At 43.1% G+C, this 19,203-nt stretch carries 23 protein-coding genes; 7 read left to right on the top strand and 16 right to left on the bottom strand.

The genetic code is table 11. The annotated features are described in order from the left end of the window. Positions 1–139: 139 nt before the first annotated feature. The gene (gene tyrS / locus DKT73_RS11940) at positions 140–1,447 is read right to left on the bottom strand and encodes a tyrosine--tRNA ligase (RefSeq protein ID WP_111638781.1); all 1,308 of its coding nucleotides are present in this window, start codon (positions 1,445–1,447) and stop codon (positions 140–142) included. 107 nt (positions 1,448–1,554) lie between these two features. Between tyrS and DKT73_RS11935 the strand changes: the two genes are divergently transcribed. After that, positions 1,555–2,985, top strand: coding sequence for a peptidoglycan DD-metalloendopeptidase family protein (locus DKT73_RS11935; RefSeq protein WP_111638791.1), 1,431 nt, complete (start codon positions 1,555–1,557; stop codon positions 2,983–2,985). A 70-nt stretch (positions 2,986–3,055) separates the two neighbouring features. Here the strand turns inward: DKT73_RS11935 and trxA are convergent, their stop codons facing one another. The 6 genes from trxA to lptM all read right to left on the bottom strand — a co-directional run bounded on the left by trxA (position 3,056) and on the right by lptM (position 7,095). Next, positions 3,056–3,382 carry a thioredoxin TrxA gene (gene trxA / locus DKT73_RS11930; RefSeq protein ID WP_111608378.1) on the bottom strand — a complete coding sequence of 109 codons (327 nt, stop codon included), beginning with the start codon at positions 3,380–3,382 and terminating at the stop codon, positions 3,056–3,058. A 103-nt stretch (positions 3,383–3,485) separates the two neighbouring features. Then, the gene (locus DKT73_RS11925; RefSeq protein WP_111638780.1) at positions 3,486–4,199 is read right to left on the bottom strand and encodes an HAD family hydrolase; all 714 of its coding nucleotides are present in this window, start codon (positions 4,197–4,199) and stop codon (positions 3,486–3,488) included. Then, the gene (locus DKT73_RS11920; protein ID WP_111638779.1) at positions 4,196–4,861 is read right to left on the bottom strand and encodes a DUF484 family protein; all 666 of its coding nucleotides are present in this window, start codon (positions 4,859–4,861) and stop codon (positions 4,196–4,198) included. The genes DKT73_RS11925 and DKT73_RS11920 overlap by 4 nt, the downstream gene beginning before the upstream one ends. Positions 4,862–4,869: 8 nt before the next feature. Continuing rightward, the gene (gene dapF / locus DKT73_RS11915) at positions 4,870–5,700 is read right to left on the bottom strand and encodes a diaminopimelate epimerase (protein WP_111638778.1); all 831 of its coding nucleotides are present in this window, start codon (positions 5,698–5,700) and stop codon (positions 4,870–4,872) included. A 10-nt stretch (positions 5,701–5,710) separates the two neighbouring features. Beyond that, the gene (gene lysA, locus DKT73_RS11910; RefSeq protein ID WP_111638777.1) at positions 5,711–6,964 is read right to left on the bottom strand and encodes a diaminopimelate decarboxylase; all 1,254 of its coding nucleotides are present in this window, start codon (positions 6,962–6,964) and stop codon (positions 5,711–5,713) included. Between the two features lie 14 nt (positions 6,965–6,978). Further along, on the bottom strand, positions 6,979–7,095 hold the full coding sequence (gene lptM / locus DKT73_RS11905) for an LPS translocon maturation chaperone LptM (RefSeq protein ID WP_111638776.1): 117 nt from the start codon (positions 7,093–7,095) through the stop codon (positions 6,979–6,981). A 223-nt stretch (positions 7,096–7,318) separates the two neighbouring features. Here lptM and DKT73_RS11900 point away from each other — a divergent pair, with 223 nt between their 5' ends. After that, on the top strand, positions 7,319–8,194 hold the full coding sequence (locus tag DKT73_RS11900) for a hypothetical protein (RefSeq protein WP_157959179.1): 876 nt from the start codon (positions 7,319–7,321) through the stop codon (positions 8,192–8,194). A gap of 84 nt (positions 8,195–8,278) precedes the next feature. Here DKT73_RS11900 and fghA read toward each other — a convergent pair whose 3' ends face one another. Both fghA and DKT73_RS11890 read right to left on the bottom strand, forming a co-directional pair. Beyond that, a complete protein-coding gene (gene fghA / locus DKT73_RS11895; protein ID WP_111638774.1) occupies positions 8,279–9,109 on the bottom strand; it encodes an S-formylglutathione hydrolase in 831 nt (276 codons plus the stop codon). A gap of 80 nt (positions 9,110–9,189) precedes the next feature. Then, a complete protein-coding gene (locus DKT73_RS11890; RefSeq protein WP_111638773.1) occupies positions 9,190–10,305 on the bottom strand; it encodes an S-(hydroxymethyl)glutathione dehydrogenase/class III alcohol dehydrogenase in 1,116 nt (371 codons plus the stop codon). 183 nt (positions 10,306–10,488) lie between these two features. On the opposite strand from DKT73_RS11890, the gene DKT73_RS11885 reads away from it, so the two are divergent. Continuing rightward, complete coding sequence (locus DKT73_RS11885; RefSeq protein WP_111638772.1) at positions 10,489–11,379, top strand: LysR family transcriptional regulator; 891 nt, start codon at positions 10,489–10,491, stop codon at positions 11,377–11,379. Positions 11,380–11,472: 93 nt separating this feature from the next. After that, positions 11,473–11,736 carry a DUF3820 family protein gene (locus tag DKT73_RS11880; RefSeq protein WP_111638771.1) on the top strand — a complete coding sequence of 88 codons (264 nt, stop codon included), beginning with the start codon at positions 11,473–11,475 and terminating at the stop codon, positions 11,734–11,736. Here the strand turns inward: DKT73_RS11880 and DKT73_RS11875 are convergent. Next, on the bottom strand, positions 11,733–12,194 hold the full coding sequence (locus DKT73_RS11875) for a GNAT family N-acetyltransferase (RefSeq protein ID WP_111638770.1): 462 nt from the start codon (positions 12,192–12,194) through the stop codon (positions 11,733–11,735). The genes DKT73_RS11880 and DKT73_RS11875 overlap by 4 nt on opposite strands. Before the next feature lie 133 nt (positions 12,195–12,327). On the opposite strand from DKT73_RS11875, the gene DKT73_RS11870 reads away from it, so the two are divergent. Both DKT73_RS11870 and DKT73_RS11865 read left to right on the top strand, forming a co-directional pair. After that, complete coding sequence (locus DKT73_RS11870) at positions 12,328–12,783, top strand: GNAT family N-acetyltransferase (protein ID WP_111638769.1); 456 nt, start codon at positions 12,328–12,330, stop codon at positions 12,781–12,783. A gap of 109 nt (positions 12,784–12,892) precedes the next feature. Beyond that, positions 12,893–13,591: an aspartate/glutamate racemase family protein gene (locus DKT73_RS11865; RefSeq protein WP_111638768.1), complete on the top strand. Its 699-nt coding sequence runs from the start codon at positions 12,893–12,895 to the stop codon at positions 13,589–13,591. Positions 13,592–13,675: 84 nt separating this feature from the next. Here DKT73_RS11865 and DKT73_RS11860 read toward each other — a convergent pair whose 3' ends face one another. From DKT73_RS11860 to DKT73_RS11840, 5 genes are all read right to left on the bottom strand, one after another. Beyond that, a complete protein-coding gene (locus tag DKT73_RS11860) occupies positions 13,676–15,052 on the bottom strand; it encodes a class II fumarate hydratase (protein WP_111638767.1) in 1,377 nt (458 codons plus the stop codon). A 3-nt stretch (positions 15,053–15,055) separates the two neighbouring features. Then, positions 15,056–15,424 carry a hypothetical protein gene (locus DKT73_RS11855; protein WP_111638766.1) on the bottom strand — a complete coding sequence of 123 codons (369 nt, stop codon included), beginning with the start codon at positions 15,422–15,424 and terminating at the stop codon, positions 15,056–15,058. 259 nt (positions 15,425–15,683) lie between these two features. Then, the gene (locus DKT73_RS11850) at positions 15,684–16,163 is read right to left on the bottom strand and encodes an FKBP-type peptidyl-prolyl cis-trans isomerase (protein WP_111638765.1); all 480 of its coding nucleotides are present in this window, start codon (positions 16,161–16,163) and stop codon (positions 15,684–15,686) included. 96 nt (positions 16,164–16,259) lie between these two features. Further along, positions 16,260–16,847, bottom strand: coding sequence for a DUF1439 domain-containing protein (locus DKT73_RS11845; RefSeq protein WP_111638764.1), 588 nt, complete (start codon positions 16,845–16,847; stop codon positions 16,260–16,262). Next, on the bottom strand, positions 16,844–17,719 hold the full coding sequence (locus DKT73_RS11840) for a mechanosensitive ion channel family protein (RefSeq protein WP_111638763.1): 876 nt from the start codon (positions 17,717–17,719) through the stop codon (positions 16,844–16,846). Before DKT73_RS11840 ends, DKT73_RS11845 begins: the two co-directional genes overlap by 4 nt. Positions 17,720–17,845: 126 nt before the next feature. Between DKT73_RS11840 and DKT73_RS11835 the strand changes: the two genes are divergently transcribed. Continuing rightward, positions 17,846–18,271, top strand: a complete 426-nt coding sequence (locus tag DKT73_RS11835; protein ID WP_111638762.1) for a YebG family protein — start codon at positions 17,846–17,848, stop codon at positions 18,269–18,271. Positions 18,272–18,294: 23 nt separating this feature from the next. On the opposite strand, the gene DKT73_RS11830 is transcribed toward DKT73_RS11835, so the two are convergent. Further along, positions 18,295–19,182, bottom strand: a complete 888-nt coding sequence (locus tag DKT73_RS11830; protein ID WP_111638761.1) for a LysR substrate-binding domain-containing protein — start codon at positions 19,180–19,182, stop codon at positions 18,295–18,297. Between the last annotated feature and the right edge of the window lie 21 nt (positions 19,183–19,203).

Below are 19,203 nucleotides of genomic sequence, written 5' to 3'. Positions count from 1 at the left end.
TATAATACATTCCAAAATTTTCTGTGCAACCCTTTTTTAACAAATATCAAAAATAATTTATTATCTACCATATAATGAAAAAGACACCGGAGTGTCTTTTTCATTTAATCTATTACTGAGGTATCACGACACTGAGGTATCACGACAATACAAATAGATGGTGTTTTTTCTTACCCAACTTCACAAGGAAGTACTTACCAAAATAGCCATTCGCAGCTGTAAATATATCAGCTGCAGCCATGTTGTCATCGAGTCCCTTTGCCACACCATTCACAAAAACTGAATCGCGTTGCAGAGCATCCTTAACTTGCTTACCACTTGCAGCCAACCCTGCATCCGCCATCAAACTAGTAAGCGGTGTTTCAGAAAGATTTATTCCAAGCAAAGAACTACTTGGTAATCCATCAAGCTGAATCTGCTCAAGATCTCTCTCACTCAATTGATCAGCCTCACCACTAAATAAAGCATGAGTAATACGCTCAGCAGCCTGCAACCCTTCTTCACCATGAACCAAACGAGTTGCTTCACGAGCTAGAATCAATTGTCCCTGAGGTTTACCAGCACTTTCTTGATCGGCCTTTTCAATAGCAGCAATCTCTTCAAGACTTAAAAAAGTAAAAAACTTTAAAAACTTGTACACATCAGCATCAGCTGTATTTAGCCAAAACTGATAAAAGGCATACTGACTGGTTTTCGTTGCGTCCAACCACACTGCACCGGACTCTGTTTTACCGAATTTCGTTCCATCGGACTTTGTCACTAAAGGAACAGTCAGACCAAACGTTTGCGATTGATTTTGACGACGTGACAAATCGATACCGCCAACAATATTACCCCATTGATCGCTACCACCTATTTGTAGTGTGCAACCGTAGACTCGATTCAGCTCAGCAAAATCCATTCCTTGCAATAAAGCATAAGAGAATTCTGTAAAAGATATTCCAGCGCCTTCTCTATTTAAGCGTTGCTGCACAGACTCTTTATTAATCATAGCATTAACAGAAAAATGCTTACCGATGTCACGTAAAAAATCCAAAACATTCATTTCACCTGCCCAGTCAAGGTTATTGACCACTCGAGCAGGGTTAGGCACATCATCAAATTTTACAAATTGGCTAACTTGACCACGAATTTTTTCAGCCCATCCAGCAACAATATCGGATGTATTCAACTGGCGCTCAGCCGCTTTAAAACTAGGATCTCCAATGAGACCTGTAGCACCACCGACCAGTGCAATTGGATTATGACCAGCATCTTGGAAACGTTTTAGCACTAAAAGAGGCACAAGATGCCCCAAATGCAAACTGTCTGCCGTTGGATCAAAACCACAATAAAGAGTACGACTTTCACCATCAAGATGTTTTTTTAGTTCATCTTCTGCCGTCATTTGAGCTATCAGCCCACGAGCTTGCAAGTCATTTAAGAGGTCTTTACTGCTTACAGTCATTATTTTGATCCATATCCTAGTGAGTTTATCTTAATTTAAGCATTCAATTATAAAAGTAATGTTGGTAGGATTATAAGGGCTTATTAAAGATTTTTTGGGTGCGCATTTTGACAAAATTATTACCAGCAAAACATTTACTCTCAATCGCGGTGGTAAGTGCCTTTCTAGCCGTAGCGTTAGTCGCACTCCCTGATGGCGAGATCGCAGATAAAAACACCATATCACTTGAAGCAAACTTCGAGGTGGTTGATCAGTCGCAGCTTATGCTGCAGGACTTACGACAGCTTGCGCCAACAGCAAACACACCAGCGCCAAATGTTTTTTTCTCTACAAATAATATAAATACTGATACAACAACAACCACCATACACGACATACCAGCCCCTAAAGCCTTAGTGCAGAAAAGTGCGCCACCCACTTTTAAAGAACAAACAGTTGAAATCAAATCAGGTGACTCTCTGTCTAAGCTGCTCTCTGCTGAAGGCATTTCAGCACAAGATATCCACAAAGTGTCTTTGGCCGACAAATCACAAAAAACACTCCTGCAGATGAGACCTGGCCAAACACTTCAATTTGTAACCGACAATACATCGGGTGAATTAACCAGCCTAACAATTGTACTAAATCGCCTAGACAGCGTTACTTTTGACAGAGTCGGCGATGAGTTCACAAGAAAAGAAGACTCCCGCACACCAGAAATAACACAAGCCTATAAAGAAGCCGAGATAAACGACTCACTTTTCGTTGACGGCTTAAAGTCTGGAATAGATCAATCGCTTCTTATCGAGTTGGCAAATATTTTTGGCTGGGACATTGATTTTGCATTAGACATACGCAAAGGCGATAGCCTTAGTGTTTTATACGAAGAACAACTACTAGATGGCGAAAAAATCGGAAACGGCAACATTATTGCAGCACAATTCATTAATAATGGACGAACGTATCAGGCCATCCGATACACAACAGACAAAGGATCAAGCTATTACTCTCCTGATGGTCTTGCAATGCGTAAAGCATTTATCCGAACACCCGTTGATTTCACAAGAATCTCCTCAAAGTTTAATCCAAACAGATTACACCCTGTATTCAAGACAACCATGCCTCACAGAGGCGTAGACTACGCTGCTGCGAGCGGCACACCAGTAAAAGCAGCAGGAGACGGGAAAATCTCCTTTGCGGGCAAACAAAATGGTTACGGTAATGTCGTGATTATTGATCATGGTAGAGGATACCAAACACTGTATGCTCACTTAAGAGGATTCGCCAAAGGCACTAAACGTGGTGCAAGAGTACAACAAGGAAAAGTGATTGCATATGTAGGACAAACAGGCTGGGCAACGGGCCCCCACCTGCATTATGAATTTAGGATAAATGGTACTCACAAAAACCCTGTCACGGTTAAACTACCTAACGACGAGCCAATGCCGAAAAACGATTTGAAAAATTATTTGCCCTATGCGAAACAAGTAGTTGCAACATTAGCAAATTCTCATTCCCCTGAATTCGCGCAAAAACTTGCCTCACTCAATAAAAACTAAACGCTAAGACAAATAAAAACAAAAAAGCAGCCATCTATAGGCTGCTTTTTTTATAACAAAACACACACCATTAGATGGCGCCGTTAACAAACTCAATTAATTGAGATTTAGAGACCGCACCCACTTTAGTAGCAACCACTTCACCACCCTTGATAACAAGTAAAGTAGGAATGCCACGTACATTGTACTTAGGCGCTGTTTCTTGGTTTTCATCCACGTTAAGTTTAACAACCTTAACTTTGCCTGCGTACTCGGCTGCAACATCTTCCAAAACCGGTGCAATCATTTTGCAAGGTCCGCACCATGGAGCCCAGAAGTCCACGATAACTGGGATATCAGAATTAAGCACTTCTTCTGCAAACTGAGCATCAGTGATTTGGATTGTATTCTCACTCATAATAATTCCTTAAATTCTATGTTTAACTATTGAATGACATTAGTGTATCACTAAACGATGAGGGTAAAAATGAGTTCTCTTCAATTATAGTAATAGAAAAATACTATGGTAACAAAGACTGAATCACTGTTGGTAACTCAAGCAGAGAATGTATCTCAGCATGAGAACGCCCCCCCCAATCATCAGACCATCGTTGCGCCCCATGTCGATTGAACCAAACACTTTTTGCACCCGCATTTGACGACCCAAAAACATCGTCCGTAGGATGATCACCTATATGAATAAGCTCAGATATATCAACACCCGCATTTCTAGCTGCAATCATAAACACACTAGGATCTGGCTTTGCTACACCAACTTCATCAGCTCTAATTGCAAAATCAAAATACTGCCCTAAACCGACATAAGGATGAAACACATCAGCATTGCCATTGGTGATAACTGCTAATGCATAATCTTGCCTTAAGACTTCCAAGACATCGACGACATGAGGATAAAGATCAACTTTTTGACGCCACTCACAAAAGTGCGCCAATGCAGCACCCGCAACAGAGTCTGCTTCCTCTGAAGGCAATCCAAACTGCTTCAATGCCAACTTATATACAGCCAATCTCACCGCAGTCAAATTATACGCCAACTCAGGCTTTGTGGATAAAATGTTATTTCTTAACGCTTCTCGAGCGAGAGTTGAATGCTGATGGGAGAATCCTGGAAAGCGCTCTTCAAACCAAGACTCCATGGCATATTCCGCTCGCATTATAACGGGGGCCACATCCCAAAGAGTGTTGTCGAGATCAAACGTAATCAACACACTCACGGCAACAACCTTAATAAAATAGCACTTAGCAAATCGGCAAGATATTGAAGAAATAAAGCGCCCTTTTCCTTATCAAAAGCAGATTTACTGTCTGCTCCCAATACAAGGACACCACATTTTTTTACTGCCCCCCCTTCTCTTGATAACAAAGGCAAAACAGCAACGGAACGAATAGATGCCGCGTTATCCGCAAAAAGAAAACGCATTTCATTGTCTGGCAACATGCCGCAGAAACACTCATTGAAGCCAGAAGTATGAGACAAAGATAGCTCATCCTCTACTAATTTATGAGATCTAATCGCATTATCGGGAAATTCGCCATACAAAATTAAGGTATGGTGAGTCACCTCAAAATCTTCTCTCACCATATCATCAATAATAACAGCCAGATCATCCAAAGAGCTGCAAGTAAGCCCAGCTAATACCAACCGTCTACTTTTTTGCATGGTGGACTCATTTTCACGAGCCACCTCAACCAAGCGCTCAAATTGAGCACGATAGCTTGCTGTTGTCTTACGAAGCAGATTGACTTGATATTCTAATAACGAAATTACTTTACCGTTAACCGGATGAGGAAGCGTTAGGCTCTCCAACAGGTCAGCATTCCGGACAAAGAACTCCGGGGTGTTTGACAGATATTGAATTACCTCTTCTTCGCTCATAATCCCTCTTATAGGTATATTTGACCTTCAAAAACTTTTTCAGCAGGCCCCGTCATCAGAATAGGGGAACCGTCACCTTGCCATTCAATGTGCAAATCACCACCGCGCAGATGCGCGGTGACTTTAGGAGACAACCATCCTTGCTTAATACCCGCAACAACAGCAGCGCAGGCACCCGTCCCGCAAGCTTGAGTCTCACCTACACCACGCTCATAAACACGTAAGTTGATTTCATCAGGATTAACAACCTGCATAAAACCAACATTTACCTTTCTAGGAAAACGCTCATGACACTCAATCAGGGCCCCAACTGTTGCCACCTCATCGTCGATTAATTGATCGACTTTGATAACCGCATGTGGATTACCAACAGACACAGGTGTCATAAAATACTCAGCATCACCTGCCATAATACTATAGAGAGTTTCAGAGGAATCTGCCGTAAATGGCAAGTCCTTTGGATCAAAACTCGGCGCCCCCATATCGACAGTAACCAAACCGCCATCCAAAACGCGCAATTGAATTGCTCCACGTTTTGTTTCAACATTAATAATGCGTTTATTGGTTAACTCTCTATCCAACACGAATTTAGCGAAGCAGCGAGCACCGTTGCCACAATGCTCAACTTCGCTGCCATCGGAATTATAAATGCGATAACGAAAATCCATATCAGGATTCGTAGGCGGCTCAACGACCAAAAGCTGGTCAAAACCAATCCCCCAATTACGGTCGCTCAATTTTTCGATTTGCTGCTTATTAAAAAACACTTTACGAGAGACAGCATCAACGACAACAAAATCATTCCCTAATCCGTGCATTTTGGTAAATTTTAACAACATGACGGACTCCTTAGTCTGGCAAAATTTGCTCACCAGCTAACTGATGCTCAATCGTTTCACGAGCGCGAATCAAATAGGTTTTGTCGCCATCCACCATAACTTCTGCGGCACGATTACGGCTGTTATAGTTTGACGCCATAGTAAAACCATAAGCTCCCGCCGAACGAACCGCTAAAAGATCACCCGCTTGAATATCCAGCTCACGATCTTTGCCTAAAAAATCCCCCGTTTCACAAATAGGGCCAACAAGATCATAACTGCGCTTGCCTTCTGGTGTGGGTAACAAAGAGACAGGGACGATATTCATCCAAGCGCCATATAAAGATGGGCGAATCAAATCGTTCATCGCACCGTCAATGATGGCAAAGTTTTTATGCGGGGTGCATTTTAAAAACTCAACCTGCGTTAACAAAACGCCGGCATTAGCCGCAATAGAACGGCCAGGCTCAAATGCCAGTTCAAAACTTTTACCCTTTACTTTTTCAAGTAACAGCTTCGCATAATCAGCGGGTTCCGGCGGTACCTCATCACGATAACGAACCCCTAACCCGCCACCTAGATCAAGATGTTTAATCGTAATACCAGCGTCGGCTAATTCGTCTACTAGTCCAATCAAACGATCAAATGTGTCCAAAAAGGGTTTAAGTTCTGTAAGTTGAGAACCTATGTGACAATCAACACCCATGACATTTAAATTAGGCAATTGATGAGCAATTTTATAGATGCGGACGGCATCTTTGATATCGATACCAAACTTATTTTCTTTTAAACCGGTTGAAATATAAGGATGTGTTTTCGCATCGACGTCTGGGTTAACACGCAGTGATACTGGTGCGGCTTTTCCCATCTCACCTGCGACTTGGTCTAATCGGTATAACTCAGCCTCAGACTCAACATTAAAGCAATGAATACCCACTTCTAGTGCGCGACGCATTTCGACAGCTTGCTTACCTAAGCCAGAAAACATAATTTTCGAAGGCTCGCCACCCGCTTTAAGAACACGCTCGAGCTCGCCAATAGAGACAATATCGAACCCAGAGCCCAAGCGAGCTAAGACATTCAAAATCGCAATATTTGAACACGCTTTTACGGCATAGCAAATCAAAGTCGGATGTGATGCAAATGCATCGGCATAAGCTTTGTAATGACGTTCAAACGTGGCACGCGAATACACATAACAAGGTGTTCCGTACTGATTAGCAATATCTGATAACGCAACATTCTCTGCATGCAGAGTCTGATCTGAATAATTAAAAAAATCCAAAGGGGAATCCTCAGCTACAAAGACGACTCTTGTTGTGCATCTGTTGTGTCATTCGGCAAATAAAGCGCACCTTTATTTCCACAAGCCGTAAGAAAAACAGCCAAAACACACACTGCAAGCAACTTATACATCGTCTTATCTCTTCTATTTTTGATTCATACAGTATACCTTGCGGCCAGTTCGTTTCCCAACCCCAGTAAGCCAATTACATGGATATTCTTTTATCAACATTATTTCAAATACTAATGACCTTACGGTTGAATTTGCTATATTTGACACAAGCTATTCAGATATAGACACTCAATGGAATCCATTATTGACAATCAAAGCAAAAAGCACCCATTAAGAAGCCTAATGAAACAAAAATTTGCGCCTTGGGCGGCCGCACTTCTTAGTGCTATCACAATACACATAGTGCTTATTGAACTATCAGATAGCCAAGATTGGTTTAAAGTCGCGGCGCAGCCAACAACAATAGAGTTACAACTCTTACCAACCCAAACACCGGCAAAAGAAACATCAACGATTGAAACACCATCAGAAATCGTGCAACCAGACGAGCAAGAGTTGGCAGTGTCTGTTGAGCAAAATGAAAATGCATCGCCCCCCACAGTACAACAAGAAACTAAGCCGCAAGCTCCTTCTGCAGAAAAAACAAAAACTGCCAAAAATTCCGCTGTTATTGTCGATGATAAGGTCACCGGAAAAGAACTAAGCGAGAAAAGCTACCCCCTTGATGCTCAAGAAATAGCCGGTAACATGGATCAAAAGAAAGCTATGACAGACAAGGCACAACAAGACAGCAGTCAGAGCTCTGACGCTCTCGACGCTTCGCTATTGGGCTCCGAGAGACCTAGCCTGCTTGATTTATCAAACGTCACTTTGCCTTCAAATATAGACGATGAGGCTTTAACTGATATTTTTTCTGCAGAACTCAGAGACAAAATCGCAGAATCCAAAAGGGCACAAAAAGAATACCTCAACAGCTTAACCAAAGAAGTAGATTATCCAATCACAGAGGACGCCGATGGTACACGTTATGCCAACATAAAAGGTGTGTGCTGGCGCTTACCAAAAGAAGGCAGTACAGAAGGATGGGCAATTGTTTTTGATGGTTGCGGCATAGAGTCAAAATTATTTCATTTTGAACTTAACATTTCACCCAAGATACTCACCAATGAATTACTCGGCCCTGACTCGCCATTTAATATAGACCAACCCATCAAATAACAACACAAGACCTGGTCTTGAGATCAGATAAAGAAATAGCAATTTTTAATCTGATCTCAAGTCTGTCACATCAAAGTAAATAAATTAACTCAAAGCTCTAGAGTGATGTTCTAAATGATCATCGATGAAGCTAGCGATAAAGAAGTAACTGTGGTCGTAGCCCGGTTGACGGCGTAACGTGATCGGGTGTCCGGCTTTTTCACAGGAGGCTTCTAGAGCTTCTGGTTTGAGTTGTTCAACCAAGAAGTTATCTGCTTCACCTTGATCGATAAACAAAGGTAAGCGTTCACTTGCGTTCTCGATCAGCAAAGTGGCGTCCCATTCATTCCAAGTGGCCTTGTCTTCACCCAAGTATCCAGTAAAGGCTTTTTGTCCCCAAGGACATTTCGTTGGGTTAACAATCGGGGCAAAGGCCGAAACAGATTGATATTTGCCGGGATTTTTCAGCGCACAAATCAAGGCACCGTGACCACCCATTGAGTGACCAGAGATCGAACGCTTGTCGGTCACAGGAAAGTTGGTTTCAATCAAATGTGGCAATTCTTGCACCACGTAATCGTACATGTGGTAAGTGTTCGAATAGGGCTCCACGGTCGCATTGATATAAAACCCAGCAGCGGAACCAAAATCGTAGCTGTCATGTTCGTTAGGATAATCTGTACCGCGAGGGCTGGTGTCGGGACACACAATAGCCAACCCTAACTCAGCCGCTTTACGAAAAGCGCCCGCTTTTTGTGTGAAGTTTTCGTCCGTACAAGTCAAACCAGATAACCAATACAAAACGGGGACTTTTTGTGTTTCGGCTTGAGGGGGAAGGTAAATCGCAAAAATCATGTCACTTTTTACAGATAGGCTTTCATGCTTATAACGCTTTAACCAACCACCAAAGCTTTTTGTGCTAGATAACAATTCCATAGCAGTCTCCTTAACTCTGTTAAAAAAGCCCGCTCAGCGGGCTTATCAAAACGGTGTCATTACGATCATTTATCGAAAACTTACTTATCGAACAGAATGACCGTACGAATACTTTCGCCTTTATGCATCAAATCAAACGCTTCGTTGATGCGTTCAAGTGGCATAGTGTGCGTCACGAATGGATCGATTTCGATCTTGCCATTCATGTAATCTTCTACGTAGCCTGGCAATTGGCTACGCCCTTTTACGCCACCAAAAGCCGACCCCTTCCAAACTCGACCAGTGACTAACTGGAATGGGCGCGTGGAGATTTCTTGACCAGCTCCCGCCACACCAATGATGATGGATTCACCCCAACCTTTATGACAGCACTCAAGTGCTTGACGCATCACTTGTACGTTACCGATACATTCAAATGAGTAATCTACGCCGCCGTCAGTCATATCAACAATCACTTGCTGGATGGGCGCCTCGAATGTCTTCGGGTTGATGCAATCAGTCGCACCAAACTGTTTCGCCATTTCAAATTTAGATTCATTAATATCGATGGCGATAATGCGAGACGCGCCTGCCATGCGAGCGCCTTGGATAACCGACAGACCGATACCGCCCAAACCAAAGACCGCCACAGTAGCGCCCTCTTCCACTTTCGCCGTATTGAGTACCGCGCCGATACCCGTCGTGATACCACAACCAAGCAAGCAAACTTTTTCTAGCGGCGCATCCACATGAATTTTCGCCAAAGAGATTTCAGGAACCACACTGTACTCTGAGAAAGTAGAGGTTCCCATGTAATGGAAAATTGGCTCACCATTGATGCTGAAACGGCTGGTTCCATCTGGCATTAAGCCTTTACCTTGAGTCACACGAACCGCTTGGCAAAGGTTAGTCTTACCAGACTTACAGAATTTACACTCGCCACATTCTGCAGTGTAAAGTGGGATAACATGATCCCCCACTTTAAGCGTGGTGACACCTTCACCTACCGCTTCCACTACACCTGCGCCTTCATGACCCAGAATAGCAGGGAAAATACCTTCTGGATCTTCACCCGACAAGGTAAATGCATCCGTGTGGCACACGCCCGTTGCCACCATGCGAACTAACACTTCGCCTTTTTGCGGATCTTGAACGTCCACCTCTTCAATTTTCAGTGGTTGACCAGGACCCCAAGCAACAGCAGCTTTACATTTCATAGCGCACTCCAAAGTGTGTTTAGATTCAATTTAATACCGCCAGTGTAGACGCAAATGATTACGAGGATAATGCTCAATTTGGAAAATGATTATTGCCATACAGCAACAATCATTTCAAAATAGGGATATTTGGTTATAATATAACAAATTACAGGCGCTATTTTTGATGTAAAAGGGGCAATTATGAAGAACTGGGAAGCCATGGAGGCCTTTGTTGAAGTGGTCAGACAAGGTAGCCTTTCCGCTGCTGCGATTAAACTGAGTGTATCCGCGTCCCATATCAGTCGCTTGATCACGCAACTCGAAGCAGAACTGGGAACCACACTGCTATTTCGCACTACAAGACGCATTCGTTTAAGCGATGCAGGTGAACTGTATTATCAACATTGCCGAGGTTTGCCAGAAGCCTTAAGCAGTGCCGAAGAGATGATTTCAACCTTAAATCAAGCGCCAATCGGCGCCTTTAAAATGACCTGTGCTACGACGTTTGGCGAGCGCTACATTGCACCATTAATGAATGATTTCCTACTGGATCATCCGAAGATAGATCTGGATTTTCATCTCACTAACCGCTCAGTAGATTTAATAGAAGAAGGTTATGACCTAGCGATTCGCATGGGCGCCATGAAAGATTCTAGTCATTTATCACGACGATTATGTGACAGGGTGGAATACCTCTGCGCGTCCAGAGACTACGTAGATCAACACGGCATGCCGCATACACTAGCGGAATTAAATAAGCATCGCTGCCTCATTGGCTCTAAAAGTCATTGGCTGTTTCAACAAGATGGGCAGCACAAAGAAGTAAAAGTCGCCAGCCAATGGCGCAGCAACTCGGGGCCTGCTTTACTGGATGCGGTGCGTAAAGGCTTAGGCATAGCGCAATTACCTGATTATTACGTGGCCGATGACCTCGCTACTGGCAAGCTTATTCCTTTGTTGACCCAGTATCAGTATCCATACAGCGGCGTTTGGCTGGTCTATCCTAAGGTTCGCCAACCTTCACCAAAGCTACAAAGCATTTGTGATTACTTAATCCAACGTTTTAAACAAGATCCGCCTTTTGCAACATAACTCAGTGATGTTTCAATGTGCGTCCCTGCTGTGTTTAAATACTAAGATAACGCAGCATTCAATGTCATTAAGCATCACTATTAAGCGAAGCCCATGTTTTCACAAGAAGATCTCGTCCAAGTTGCCCGTCAAACCATGCCATTTGGTAAATACCAAGGTCGTGTGTTAATCGACCTACCTGAAGCCTATCTACTGTGGTTTGCTCACGAAGGTTGGCCAAGTGGCAACCTGGGACAATGGCTGCAGTTGGCATTAGAAATCAAAATCAATGGCTTGGAAAAGCTGGTCGATCCACTGCGCAAACCAGCTGAGAAAAAACCAGACGAACCGAAAGTGCGTATTCGCTTTGATGATTAGTGCGCCATAGAGGAAGCATTGGGATATACATAGAACAACACGCCATGTTCTTGTGTGTCTAAAACGAAACCGGCGCGTTCCGCAACTTTTATTGAGGCTATGTTGTCGACTTTGATCTGAGCCATCAAGGGTTCATTGAAGTAATGCACCAATTTGGACAGCATTTGATGAGCTACGCCTTTTCCCCGAGCATCTGGCGCGACGGTCCAAGATAATTCCCACGCATTATCTAACTTATCCGCACGACACGTACCCACTGCTTTGCCATCTATTTCAGCTATCCATAAACACCTTTTTTGAGGACTCTTTAAAGAAGCATCAAGCCAAGCGAAATGCGATTCGATCAACACTTCCTCCATATTATGAGAGGCCTTGCGCGTCTCGAGATCATTACGCCATAGCAATAAAAGATTGGCATCGGCCATCTCAGCGGATCGTAAATTTAATGGGGCTGTCATATAAAACCTTTTGCGAGTCTAGAGCCTACTTTAACAAACAGTATACACTCTTGTTTAACAACCCAAATACTCTTGATTTCGGTATAAAAATTGCTTCATCTTCGCACCTAAAAAAAACAGGAAAATACACTCAATGGATATCAGAATCGATGATTTATCTGGCCCAGAAGTCAAACAAATACTCACAGAACATCTTGCAGATATGTTTGCAGCCTCCCCACCTGAATGCGTTTTTGCATTGGACCTAGATGGATTAAAAAAGCCAAACATTACCTTTTGGACAGTTTGGGAAAACGGTCAATTACTCGGCTGCGGCGCATTAAAAATACTAGACAAGACACAGGGTGAAATTAAGTCCATGCGCACCACCAGCGCAGCCCGCAACAAAGGTGTTGCTTCGACGCTGCTCCGCCATATTCTTGATGTTGCCAAACAAAAAGGCCTCAATAAAATCAACCTAGAAACCGGCTCGCAAGATTTTTTCGAGCCCGCTAGAAAACTCTACGCGAAACATGGTTTTACGGAATGTGGCCCCTTTTCCGACTACAAACTTGATCCTCACAGTGTCTTTATGGGCAGAGGACTTTGACAATAGGCCCTTACAGTTTCAACGTTTATTTTGCCCAACTGTGCATTACGACCTCCCTATTAGCACGTTAGACTTCATGAACTTGTCATAACCCCCAAAGGACACAAGCATGAAAACGATCGGCATTATTGGTGGCATGAGTTGGGAATCGTCGGCCCTGTATTACAAAAACATCAACGAGCTCACCAGACGGAAACTTGGCGGCTTGCATTCCGCTAAAATGCTTTTATCCAGTGTCAATTTTGCCGAGATTGAGCGGTTACAACATCAAGGCGATTGGCATAAGTTAGGAGAAATACTCGCCATAGAAGCCAAACGTTTAGAACAAGCTCAGGCTGATTTTATTCTAATCGCCACCAACACCATGCACAAAGTAGCCGATATTGTCCAAAATGCCGTAAACATTCCTTTACTGCACATTGCCGATGCGACCGCGAAAGAGCTCGTAAGACAAAATTATCAAAAAATTGGTTTTATCGGCACGCGTTATTCAATGGAAGAAGACTTTTATATTAAACGCTTAGAAGGACTGTATGGCTTAGAAGTCATCACGCCGGCAAAGCAAGACAGAGATGAAATACATAGAATTATTTACGAAGAATTATGTCTTGGTGAAATCCGCCCTGAATCAAGAAAAACCTATATCGACATCGTTAATCGACTCCAAGCAGCCGGAGCAGAAGCCGTCATCGAAGGCTGCACAGAAATCACCCTACTGCTCAAGCAAGAGCATGTTACCGTGCCTTTGTTTGATACCACGCTTATTCATACGAAAGCGGCAGTGGATGAAGCACTTTCCAGCATATAAACAAAAAAAGCCAGCGCGGACGCTGGCCGTTTTTCATTATTTGGAAAGGGAAACAACCAAATAAGGAAACCTTTTTATTCTGACCTAGACGCCACCATGAGTTAACTTAGCCGGATCAAGCAAAGCCAACAATTCATCTCGACTTAGATTGGTTTCTTCTTCGGCGACATCCACCACTGGGCGACCTTCTTTGTACGCTTTTTTTGCGATCTCGGCGGCTTTACCATAACCGATGATCGGATTCAGTGCAGTGACCAAAATGGGGTTGCGATGTAATGCTTGATTCAATTTATCTTCATTCACAGTCAGCGTCGCAATGGCATTATCAGCCAAAAGATGACCACTGTTTGCTAACAACTTGATACTGTTTAATAGGTTTTTAGCCATCATAGGCAACATAACATTCAATTCAAAGTTGCCCGATTGCCCACCAATAGTAATCGCCGCATCGTTACCAATCACTTGTGCTGCGACCATCGCCGTCGCTTCTGGGATCACTGGATTGACTTTCCCAGGCATAATAGACGAACCTGGCTGTAAAGCTTGTAACGTAATTTCACCTAACCCAGCCAATGGTCCAGAATTCATCCAGCGCAAGTCATTGGCAATTTTCATATAAGTCACTGCCACCGCCTTTAACTGACCAGACAAAGCCACAGCTGTATCCTGAGAGCCTATCAGGGCAAAAAAGTTTTTCCCGGGAACAAAAGTAACCTTGGTTAAATCCGACAACTCTTTCGCAAATTTAATGGCAAAATCAGGATGAGCATTAATGCCAGTACCAACAGCGGTTCCCCCCTGTGCAAGCTGCGTAGTTTTATTTTCCAAATACGTTAAATTATCAATATTGTCTTGCAGTTGTGCCGCCCAAGCATGGAAGGTTTGATCCAATCGAACTGGCATAGCATCCATTAAATGGGTTCTGCCTGTTTTTGTGTACCCAGCAAGCGCTGTACCTTTTTCAAGAATGGCGTCTTTCAAATGTTCTAACGCAGGCAGCAAATGACCAGTTAATTCCAACGTAGCGCTAACATGAATAGCGCTGGGAATAACGTCGTTACTACTCTGTCCATAATTCACGTGATCATTGGGATTAACAGCCGAACCATGGTACGCACTCGCTAGTGTTGCAATCACTTCGTTCGCATTCATGTTCGAACTGGTACCAGATCCCGTCTGAAAAACATCCACCGGAAAATGTTGCATCAAATCATCAGCACTTAACAACTCATCACAAGCCTGTTGAATCGCTTTAGACATCTTCGGCGTGATACATTCAAGAGCTTCATTGGCTCGGGCAGCCGCGGCTTTGATTAAGATAAGTGAGCGGATAAAAGCTTCTGGTAGAGGTTCATCACTGATCGGGAAGTTATTAATCGCTCGTTGTGTTTGGGCGCCATAGAGTGCTTTTTCTGGAACCTCTAATTCACCCATGCTGTCTTTTTCAATACGCATACTCATTCTTTAATGCTGTCCTTGTGGTTCAAAAGAAGAAAGAAAGTAATGGCTCAAAATTCGTAAATTGTGCTCCATTTTGAAGTAGTTCTTGGCATCCTGATAAGTGACAATTAAATGCTTAAGATGTGACAAGGGCAAATACACCTTATCTAGACAAGTTTGACGCCAATGCGGCGCTACACTGGTATTGCAAACGGTATCGAGCAACACATTGAACACTCTCTGATATAACAAGGTGGCATCAGTGATGTTTAACCGTTCCGCATATTCTTCTGTTAGGTTTAAATAATGATAGAGCACTTCTGGGGAATCCGCACATTGCCCTCCCTGAATGGTCTGCTCAAGTACTGAAAATGGCACTAAATAATGACTCATCACTTCGCCCTCTAAAAATGGTACGACACACGATATAAATGATAACTATTATCAATAATGTGCATGAAGACGGGATCTGTCAAGCTGGTGATAACGATTCTTATTAAATTTTACTATTTGTTGCCATTACTTGATCAAAATCAATCGTTCTATAAGCCATTCAAAAAGCAAAAAGATAAAAAAACAAAAACCCCTGCTACTTCATCAGTAACAGGGGCTTTTAAAGATTACGCCATTGGACACTCAGAGAACTTGTCTCTTAATGGTGATGACCACCTACGCCATGCGCATGACCATGCGCAATTTCATCGTTGGTCGCTTCACGAGCATCCACGATTTGGATATTAAAAGTCAGATCTTTGCCAGACAATGGATGATTCAAATCCACCGTAGCATGCTTCAAACCAACTTTAACAACCGTCACCTGACGCATACCCTTATCCGTTTGCACCATGGCAACCATTCCCGCTTTCCAGCGCTTCGCACCTTGCAGATGCTTCACTGGAACCTGTTGCTGACGATCTTCGTGGCGCTCACCATAGGCGTCAACACAAGCAACCGTTACTTCAAATTCATCGCCGACTGCTTTGCCTTCCATCGCTTTTTCAAGTCCAGGAATAACGTTACCATGACCATGCAAATACGCCGCTGGCTCTTTACCCGCAGAGGTTTCGATCAACTCTTCGCCATGACGCAAAGTATAGTGAAATTGAACGACTTGATTGTCTGTAATTGACATGCTGTTTCCTCATTCTAAAAATTCGAGCGTTAATTATCGCGGCATTATAAGGCCAACAAGGCAACTTACCTAGACCCTTCACCACACTGTTATTGACTAAAAAATAGAAAGCTCAAGTGAGTCTTCCTTGATAATAATATTTTTAACCAAGGCCGCTGCGGTTTTTTCAGACGAAGAATGATTTAGTACATACACTGGGTGTTGGTCGAAATAGTCAACCAGCGCTTTCTCAAAATCGCCATGCAAAGATCCCAAAGTAGAACGCAACATTTTTTCATTAAAGCTGGATCCCTCAACGTCGATTTGGGTGATTTTAGGAGCCACCAAGTACAAACGATCTTCCTCGATACGTACCCCAGATTCAAAAGACGGATTCACTTTCGTGGTGACAGAGAATGTCTGGCCAAATGCTTTTAACGTTCCTGTCATATTACTGCTTAAATCGACCATAACCAAACCACCATTGCGTTCAGTAAAATCAATATTCGCATCCGTCACCAACAAATCTAAGTTCAATGCATTACCATTCAAAAGTAGCGTAATATGATTTTCTTGCTGTTCCGCTAACTGTTTTGCAACTTCTTTATTCACATCCACTTCACTTATGGTCAAACTATTGCAGCCGGACAAAAACAAAGAGGCTATAGACAGAGTGACAATCGCAAATGTACGAATTACTTTCATTCAATGTTCTCCATGGTCACTGTATTGGCGTGACGCTTTTCATACCAAAATCGCATAAAATCCTCTGTTACTTTTTGCTCAATCTCAACCGCCTCATCGGTCGGACAAAATAATGAAATACTGAACACGTTGTAACCTTCTGTGGTTGTGGTGATGCGTACTCTTGGCTCAGGGCCAGATATCTTAATATCCAAACGCTTTTCAATAAGACTGTTATAACGAATCGCAACCTCATGGAAATGCTCACTATACTGGCGAATTTTATCCAAAATTTGCTCTTTAATAGTAAACAGATTGACCTCATCTGAGTGTCTAGAAATCGAAAATGTATGGGTTACATAACGTCGCATATAGTTCAAATTTTGAACCGTATTCAATAATAAAACACTGTTCGGAACCACAGTGGTACGCCCAGTATAAGTGTAACTGCCACCTTTTAAATCGACCTCAAACAAGGTGGTTGATAACCAGTCACTGTCTGTCACTTCTCCCTCATAGTTTGCGATACGTATCCAATCCCCCACCTGATATGGCCGAGTACTGGCTCGATAAAACGCACCCACAATACAAGCAATAAACTCTTTTGTTGCTATCACCAACGCCACCATAAAAGCCGCGATGGAAATCGCAATATTTTGCAACTCAGACGACCAAATCAGTATTAAACCGACCACTAACAGCAGGTTGAATATGTTATCGACCGTATTGATCCGTTGACGCTTTTTGTCATGTTCAAGCTTTTGATGGAGACGAATCGCACGTTTGGTATAGCGTCGAACAATATAGGACAATAAAATCCAAGCAAACGTCAAAACAAACTCAACGTGATCCATTAAAATGGAGAAGTCTATCTGGGAAAAATCAACGGCCATAAAAGTGTTTCCTTTAGCAAGAACGCAACTTTATCAATCATTGCCTAAATCAACAAACAAAAGCACTAGACAAAGAAACAAATAATACTGTACATTTATACAGTATTATTTTTCACGAGGTGGATCATGCCTGTCATTATCAAATATGTTGTAGAACGCGATGGAATAGAAAAAATGACTTTTACTTCAAGAGCTGAAGCCGATGCCTATGATAAATTGTTGGATACCGCCGAAGCTCTGTACGAGGTTTTAGATCAGAGCAAACTAGCTGGAGATCATGATAAGAAAGAAGCCTTATCCATGTATTTGGCCGAGCAAAAAGACCTGCTATTGGATATTTTAGGAAACAAAAAGAAAAGCACAGCGAAACCCAAAAAAACCAACCGTAAAGAAACTAGCGCGCAACTTGACCTGAAAGAATCTTCCCCGAAGAAACCATTGGAAGACCTTGTCATCGAACCTGACGAAGACGCGCTCTATGAAGAAGAGGACAGTAACGTTGTGTTTGATCATGATGACGTTGTCGATTTTTTAGAAAGTGATGCCGCATAGTGCGGCATCTTAATGCTTCTTAGCTAAGACTTATGCGCCTGTTTCACAAGCCAATCAAAAAAAACACTCGCAGCATAGTGCAATGGCGCGCCAGACCGCCGCACTAAGTAAAACGACTCGCTGGCCTCGACTGTTTGCCCAAACGGTGCAACTAATTTGCCTTCGCTCAGCATCTCTTGCACCATAGAGGAGCGCGCTAAAGCCACACCTTGACCAAGTTCAGCCATACGCAAAGTCGACACCAACGTATCGAACTGCATTCCAACAGACGAGTCAACGTTCTCCACGCCCATGATATTCAGCCAGTAACCCCAACCTTCTTCGTAGCCGATCACATGCAAGAGTGAATGATTTACCAAATCTGCAGGTTCTCGCAAAGGCCATCGCGCCATGAGTTCAGGTGAACACACAGGCACAAGAGTGTCCCAAGTAAGCCGTTGTGAGATCAGCCCAGACCATTCACCATGCCCCCAGCGAATCTCCATGTCCTCTTCATCGTCTAAGGCTTGCACCCAAATATTGCTCACATAACGAATGTCGTAATGGGGATAAGCAATACTGAAATCAGCAAGTTTAGGCGCTAACCAATGAGAGAAGAACGATAAGCTGCCGCAAACTTTGATGAGCTGCTTATCCTGTTGGGTAAAAATCTCGTTCGTACCAACCGTCAAACGAGATATCGCGTCTTTTACTACGGGAAAGTAAGATCGTCCCTCTTCTGTTAAACTCAAACCGCGCGGTAATCGTTTAAATAACGATACGCCCAAATGACTTTCGAGCAATCGAATCTGCTGACTCACCGCCCCTTGGGTTAAGCACAATTCTTCCGCTGCATGAGTGAAATTAAGACATCGCGCTGATACTTCAAACGTATGCAGCCAATTTAATGGCGGAAGGGGTTTCTTATTCATGATGAATATCCAAAAGAGGAG

It is taken from the genome of Marinomonas shanghaiensis, from assembly GCF_003259175.1.
In the GTDB taxonomy this organism is placed as follows: Bacteria; Pseudomonadota; Gammaproteobacteria; order Pseudomonadales; family Marinomonadaceae; genus Marinomonas; species Marinomonas shanghaiensis.
The sequence above is the reverse complement of the archived record's forward strand: the minus strand, read 5'-3'. Positions and strand labels throughout refer to the sequence as shown.